Origin of the sequence: Corallococcus sicarius (genome assembly GCF_003611735.1) — a bacterium.
GTDB lineage: Bacteria > Myxococcota > Myxococcia > Myxococcales > Myxococcaceae > Corallococcus > Corallococcus sicarius.
In genome coordinates this window covers 1-5,992 of the sequence record NZ_RAWG01000449.1, presented here as the reverse complement: position 1 = coordinate 5,992, position 5,992 = coordinate 1, and the positions used below count along the sequence as shown (strand labels likewise).

Genomic DNA, 5,992 nt, shown 5'->3' with positions numbered 1-5,992 from the left:
CTGCGGGGCAGGGGGTGACAGGGCGGAGTCCCGTTCTCCCTGCTGGAGAAGGCGGTGGAGCAGCAATCCGCCCACTTCGCCTTCTCAATCGTCCAGCCTCGCTGTCCGCGCTGGAAGAGAGGACTGCTCAGCTCTCGGCGGACGCGGTCTGCTCGGTGTCCGGGTGCGCGCCGCCGCAGACAGGCGCGGCGGCCTCGGACTGACGGGCCTCTGCTTCCGACACGGAGGCGGTCGTGACCTGTGATCCGGGGGCAGGCTCAAAGCAGTAGCCCGCCGCTTCACACGTGGTGCGATAGGTCCCCTCGTAACAGCCTGAATCGCAGGTCAACCACATGCAGGTCTCATCGCACTGCGGCGGATAGGCAAAGGCAATCGAGGGGGCGAGGGAAAGAACAGCCGAGACACTCAGCAGGGATCTCATCAGCGTGCGCATGTGTGCTCCATGTGAGGGGGACTGCTCGGTGAGTGTGAACCTCTTTGGGAATGGGGTAGATGCGTCATTTCCCGACCCAGAACCCATGGCTGTCACGAAATGACTTTCCGGCGTGCCGGTTGGCTGATGCGAAGCCGGAGGACCTGGAGAAGGAGCCCAAGGAAGGCTTCCTGCCGGACCTGCCCATCGAGGTGGCCGTTCTGCCGCTGGCACTCGTGGAACGACCGCATCTCGTCGGTCGTCGTCTCCTGGTCGCGCAGCTACGGCTACCGCAACGACTGGGAGCGGAACGTCGCGTGATGGGGGCGCGGGCCCGCCCGCCGCCCGCGTAGACTGCGCGGATGTCAGGACACGCCACCATCCAGGTCTCGTTCATCGACGCGGAAACGAACCGCCCGCTTGGCGAGGTGAAGCTCCCCGTCGGGAACCTCCCCGCGAGCTTCGAGGCCGCGACGCAGCTGGAGCTGGGAGGCAGCTCCTACGAGGTCGTCTCCGCCACTCCCATGACGGCCAGGGAGTTCCAGGCGACGGGCGCCCTACGGCTTGAACTGCGGGAGGTGAAGGTGACCCTGGTGGACCCCAAGGCCCTGCTCTACTCGCTGCCCACCCTCAACGGGGAGCTGCCAGGCCTCGCCGAGGGGTCCACGAAGCTGGGGAGGCAAGTGCTGGAACTCCACGAGGATGACTGGCGGCAGGTGGAGTTCGTGGCGCTCGCGCTTCAGTCCCCCATCGAGACGGAGCTTGAGGCCATCCGGCAGATCCACACCGGGCATCGCAAGGGGGCCGGGTTCGACGCGCTCCACATCCGCAGCGGTGTGTCATTCCCCCTGGAGGGCATCCGGCTCACGCTCGCGGACCTCCGGGGCGCGCTGGGGGAGGCCGCCGCGTGGCAGGACGGCCTCTCGTTCCGAGGTGTCGCGGGGCTCGTCGCGGGCGGCTTCGCGGTCCAGTTGTCCCCAGCGCTGGCGCTCTACGGCACCGAGCGCGACGGACACGTCACCGCGCTGGGCCTCCAGCAAACGGGCACCCACGCCGACTCCGAAGGGGTGGTCCGCATGCTCGCGGCCCTCGCCGCCCGGTATCAACTTTGCCTCGTGGACTGGTGCCGGGCCGCCCAGGTTGCGCCGTCCCCGCAGCACTTCCACGACTGGTGGGCCGGACGCGGCTGAGCCGAGTTCACACGGTGTCCTGGAGGGGCGTGCCTTTCCGCCTATACTTTCGCCGCGCCGAGCCGTGTCCCAGCCGAGAACGGACCGGACGGCGGTGAGGGGATCTCCATGATTCGGAGTGCCAGACGGTGCGGACGGGCCCTGCGTGTGCTCGCGTTGGGCTGCGTGGTGGCGTGGTGGCCGGGTTGCAAGAAGGAGGAGGCCGCGGCCTCCGTCACCCCCGACGCGGGCGCGCCCGCGGTGGCCGTGCGCGACGTGGGAAGCCAGGACGCGGGGACGGCCGCACCGGTGAAGAAGCCGCTGCGCTTCTCGGACGTGAGGCTCGCGAGGAAGAGCGTCCTGGTGAAGGTGACGTACACGCTCACCAATCCGGGGACGGCGCAGGGGCGAGGAGACGCATGCCTGTCATTGCACGATGACCAGGGCCTGGTCATCAAGGCGATGAAGCTGGGCGGTATCACCGTGAAGGGCAGCACGAGTGACACGTTCGAGGATGAGGTGGGCGTGAGCGACGTGTATTGGAAGCAGGCCCAGACGGTGCTGCTGTACACCACCGCCGCGTATGACTGTTCGTCCGGGGCCCCCAAGGCGACCAGTGAGCTGTTCCAGTTGCTGCCCACGGGACAGCCCGCCCCCGCGGGCACGCTGGAGCCCAAGGCCCCGGAGGCGTCGAACGCCGAGGACTTCACGGTGTCCAACGTCCGGGTGAGCCAGAAGGGGGACTCGGACGACTACTCCATCACGTACGTGGTGAAGAACCTGTCCACCCGGCGCGTGTCGGGTACGGGCTGCCTGCGGGCGTACGTCACCGCGGGAGCCCGTTTCCTGGAGGAGACCCCCGTGGGGGACTTCAGCCTGCGTCCGGGCAGCTCGGAGACCGTCACCGATGCGGTCGTCTTCGATGATGACAAGCATTGGGACGAGGTGACGGCGCTGCGCCTCTTCACGAGTCCCTATGGCTGCGCGGATGAGGCGGACGCGGAGAACGCTGGCTTCGCCTTCGACAAACCCAGGGAGATCCATGCGCCCGTGGAAGGGGTGGACGCGGAGGGATACGGGAACGAGGAGGGGGAAGATTTGTCTGGGATGGACGCGAGCGACGACTACGACACCGGCCCGGCACCGCTCGGGATGGGCATGGCCCCCCAGTCGCCGGAGGACGCGGGGGGTGGTTCGCGGGCGTCTTCAGCGAAGTGAGGAAGAACTGGCTCCAGGGGAGGGACTCGAACCCTCAACCCCGCGGTTAACAGCCGCGTGCTCTGCCATTGAGCTACCCTGGAAGAATGCTGCGTGAGGTGGAGTGAAGTCGGGACGACTGGATTCGAACCAGCGACCTCGCGCGCCCGAGGCGCGCGCTCTGACCAGACTGAGCTACGTCCCGATGTGAGGTGAGCCGTCGAGGGAGGACCCGGACATGACAGAGGCCGGGTCCCCCCTCGGGAGCCCGGCCTCTGTCCATGCCCGTCCCGGGAGTACCGGGTGGATTGGGTCAGGTGCCGGGTGGACTGCCGCGGAAGGAGGCGATTGCCAATTCCAGGTCCAGGCTGTCCGGAGCGGGGTTCAGGTCGGGGAGGGGATTCGGGTTCTGCTCGTCGCGCTTTGTCATGGCCACCGCTCCTTTCGTGGCCAAGAGACGCGGTGGAGTTGCGGTCCTGACACGCGCGCTGACGAATCAGCCCGAGTACGCCGCCGGTTGCACGGCGCGGCAGGCGCCAATTCCTGGGGCCGCGTTCAGGGCTCTGGCGCGGGCGCTTGAGGAACCGTGGGAACGGCATCCCCCATCTCCGTCTCCTTCGGGACCGGACGCATCACGATGGCGGCCCACAGTGCCAGGTGCCAGGGCATCAGCAGGAGGCTGCCGGGGCCCATGGAGGCCGTGCCCGCGAGGCTCGCCAGCCCCCAGCCGACGAACAGCAAGCACAGCCCCACCGCGCCAACGACTTGCAGCCATCGCTTCCCCAGGTGGACGTTGTCCTTTCCGCCCCGAAAGCAGCCCCGGTGCGCCTTCCTGGAGGGCTTCTCCCTGCACGCCAATACGCACCTGCATGCGAACGACAGGCAGGGGCTGGAGCGGCGATGCCGCTACGGGGCACGCGGTGCGCTGGTGCTGGAGCGTTTGTCACGAGCGGAGGATGGCCGCATTGCCTACCGCATGAAGCGCCCGCTGCCGGACGGTACGACGCACCTGCTCTTCACCGGACTGGAACTGTTACGACGTGTGGCGTCCCTGGTGCCTGGTGCCTCGGGCAAACCTCACGAGGTTCCACGGCGTCTTCGCTCCAGGCGCCAAACTGCGGCCATTTCTGGTCCCCCAAGCAGGTGAGGAGGAGGCGAGAGCGGGGCAGGAGGCAGGGGCCAGAACGGAGCGGATGAAGCAGAGGACGCCGCGAGTGGACTTTTGCCGAGTGGCTGAGGAGGACGTTCGACTTCGACGTGTTCGCCTGCGTGAGGTGTGGAGGCAGGCTCAAGGGTGTTGGCGTCCGTGAAGGGAGCACGAGGGGTGCGCGCGATTGTGAAGCACCTGGGCCTGGCCACTGCAGGTGCGAGGCGAGCCCCGGCGCGAGGGCCACCCCAGGCAGTGTGGTGTTGAGGCGCTCAAGACAACCCTCAGGCCCAGCTCAGGCTCTTGCCGCGCCCTGATGGGAGGGCGGCCTGGGCAGCAGTGTGCCCTATGGGGGGCTCGGCCCCCTACACGGGCCTGGCACACAGCTCGGGCGGCTCCCGTCCGCACCACCGCGAGCTGTTCAAGCAGCGCGCGCTCGAACTGCCCTTGCGTGCCATCCATCCGCCTGCTAGACACTGAACCACATGGTTCAGTGTTCAAATGCCGGCCTCGATGCTTCGTTCGCCGCGCTCTCCGACGCCACCCGACGCGGTGTTCTGGAGCAGCTCGGGCGTGCGGAGGCCTCGATCACGGACCTCGCCGAGAAGTTCAACATGACCCTCACGGGCATGAAGAAGCACGTCGGTGTCCTGGAGCGGGCCGGGCTCGTGATCACGGAGAAGGTCGGACGCGTGCGGACCTGCAAGATCGGCCCGCGCCGACTGGAGGAAGAGATGGCATGGCTCGAGAGGCACCGCCAGCTCTGGGACGCACGCTTCGACGAGCTGGACAAGGTTGTCGAGGAATTGAAGCGGAAGGAGCAGGTCGATGGACGCAAGAAGAGAGAGTGAGCCCACACCCATGAAGAACCGCACGACTGTGGAACGGAAGTCCGAGCGTGAGACCGTCGTCACGCGAACTTTCAATGGTCCGGCACGCATCGTGTTCGAGGCGTGGACAAAGCCCGAGCTGTTCAAGAAGTGGTGGGTGCCGAAGTCGATGGGAATGACCCTGGTTTCCTGCGAGATGGATGTTCGTACCGGGGGCACGTACCGTCTGGTGTTCGGCCAAGGGATGGCGTTCTTCGGTAGCTACACCGAAGTGACACCGCACTCGCGCCTCGTCTGGACCAATGAGGAAGGTGGTGACAATGAGTCCGTCACCACGGTGACCTTCGAGGAAAAAGGGGGCAAGACGCTGCTGGTCGTGAGCGAGCTCTACCCCTCGAAGGAAGCTCTCGACGCTGCCGGCGGGGCGGCGGATGCGCTAGTCGAGACGTTCCAGCAACTGGACGAGCTTCTCGTCACCCTGGGCGCGAGCGTAGGACGGGCATGAAGTCCTCGTTCCCGCGGTCGGCCGCCTGGCTCTTCACTCCTCGACGACGAGAGAGTGAAGCCAGGCGAACCAGGGGCTGATCGCGGAGACGAGGGCCAACGCCTGAGCCGTGATGCTGGCGACGAGGAGGGAGATCAGCGCCACCGAGCTCCCGCGCCAGGAGGCCTGCGCCAGCGTCGGCAGGCTTCCAAGCGGGGAGTGTCAGGCGGGGACGTAGGTCAGCCGGATCACCTGCGCGCCGATCCGTTCGCTGTCCACGAGGCGAAGCTCCTCCAAGCAGGTGAGGAGGAGGCGAGAGCGGGGAAGCAGGCAGCGGCCAGAACGGAGCGGATGAAGCAGAGGACGTCGCGAGTGGACTTTCGCCGAGTTGCTGAGGAGGAAGTTCGACTTCGACGTGTTCGCCTGCGTGAGGTGTGGAGGCAGGCTCAAGGGTCTTGGCGTCCGTGAAGGGGGCCCCCGGGGTGCGGGCGATTCTGGAGCACCTGGGCTTGCCCACGGCATGTGCGAGGTGGGCCCCGGCACGAGGGCCACCCCAGGCCGTGGGGTGTTGAGGCTCAAGAGGCGCCAACAGGCCCAGGCTCCTGCCACGCACCTGATGGGAGCGCGGCCTGGGCCGGCGTGTGCCCCAAGGGGGCTCCAGCGGCCTGTCCACCGACCGGGAGCATCGCTCGGGCGGCCCCGTCAGCGGCCCTCCTCGGCCCCTCTGCCCCCTCCCTCCCCCTCAACAGGGCC

At 67.5% G+C, this 5,992-nt stretch carries 8 protein-coding genes and 2 tRNA genes; 6 read left to right on the top strand and 4 right to left on the bottom strand.

Features of this window, described 5'->3' with window-relative positions:
- Positions 1-127 precede the first annotated feature (127 nt).
- On the bottom strand, positions 128-433 hold the full coding sequence (locus D7X12_RS38365) for a hypothetical protein (RefSeq protein WP_120630121.1): 306 nt from the start codon (positions 431-433) through the stop codon (positions 128-130).
- A gap of 59 nt (positions 434-492) precedes the next feature.
- Here D7X12_RS38365 and D7X12_RS42650 point away from each other — a divergent pair, with 59 nt between their 5' ends.
- From D7X12_RS42650 to D7X12_RS38355, 3 genes are all read left to right on the top strand, one after another.
- Entirely contained in the window at positions 493-765 is a 273-nt protein-coding gene (locus D7X12_RS42650) for a hypothetical protein (RefSeq protein WP_147443932.1), read from the top strand.
- 9 nt (positions 766-774) lie between these two features.
- Positions 775-1,602: a hypothetical protein gene (locus tag D7X12_RS38360; RefSeq protein ID WP_120630120.1), complete on the top strand. Its 828-nt coding sequence runs from the start codon at positions 775-777 to the stop codon at positions 1,600-1,602.
- 108 nt (positions 1,603-1,710) lie between these two features.
- Positions 1,711-2,799, top strand: a complete 1,089-nt coding sequence (locus tag D7X12_RS38355) for a hypothetical protein (RefSeq protein ID WP_147443931.1) — start codon at positions 1,711-1,713, stop codon at positions 2,797-2,799.
- 8 nt (positions 2,800-2,807) lie between these two features.
- Here the strand turns inward: D7X12_RS38355 and D7X12_RS38350 are convergent.
- The 3 genes from D7X12_RS38350 to D7X12_RS43570 all read right to left on the bottom strand — a co-directional run bounded on the left by D7X12_RS38350 (position 2,808) and on the right by D7X12_RS43570 (position 3,519).
- Positions 2,808-2,882 (bottom strand) — tRNA-Asn (locus tag D7X12_RS38350).
- A gap of 26 nt (positions 2,883-2,908) precedes the next feature.
- Positions 2,909-2,983 (bottom strand) — tRNA-Pro (locus tag D7X12_RS38345).
- A gap of 350 nt (positions 2,984-3,333) precedes the next feature.
- Complete coding sequence (locus tag D7X12_RS43570) at positions 3,334-3,519, bottom strand: hypothetical protein (RefSeq protein ID WP_167509116.1); 186 nt, start codon at positions 3,517-3,519, stop codon at positions 3,334-3,336.
- Between D7X12_RS43570 and D7X12_RS44775 the strand changes: the two genes are divergently transcribed.
- From D7X12_RS44775 to D7X12_RS38320, 3 genes are all read left to right on the top strand, one after another.
- Positions 3,470-3,925 (top strand): transposase, encoded by a 456-nt coding sequence (locus D7X12_RS44775; protein WP_244225033.1) that lies wholly within the window; start codon positions 3,470-3,472, stop codon positions 3,923-3,925. The two genes, D7X12_RS43570 and D7X12_RS44775, sit on opposite strands and share 50 nt — an antisense overlap.
- Before the next feature lie 485 nt (positions 3,926-4,410).
- Positions 4,411-4,776 (top strand): ArsR/SmtB family transcription factor, encoded by a 366-nt coding sequence (locus D7X12_RS38325; RefSeq protein ID WP_120630116.1) that lies wholly within the window; start codon positions 4,411-4,413, stop codon positions 4,774-4,776.
- Between the two features lie 10 nt (positions 4,777-4,786).
- A complete protein-coding gene (locus D7X12_RS38320) occupies positions 4,787-5,260 on the top strand; it encodes an SRPBCC domain-containing protein (protein WP_120630115.1) in 474 nt (157 codons plus the stop codon).
- Positions 5,261-5,992: the final 732 nt, after the last annotated feature.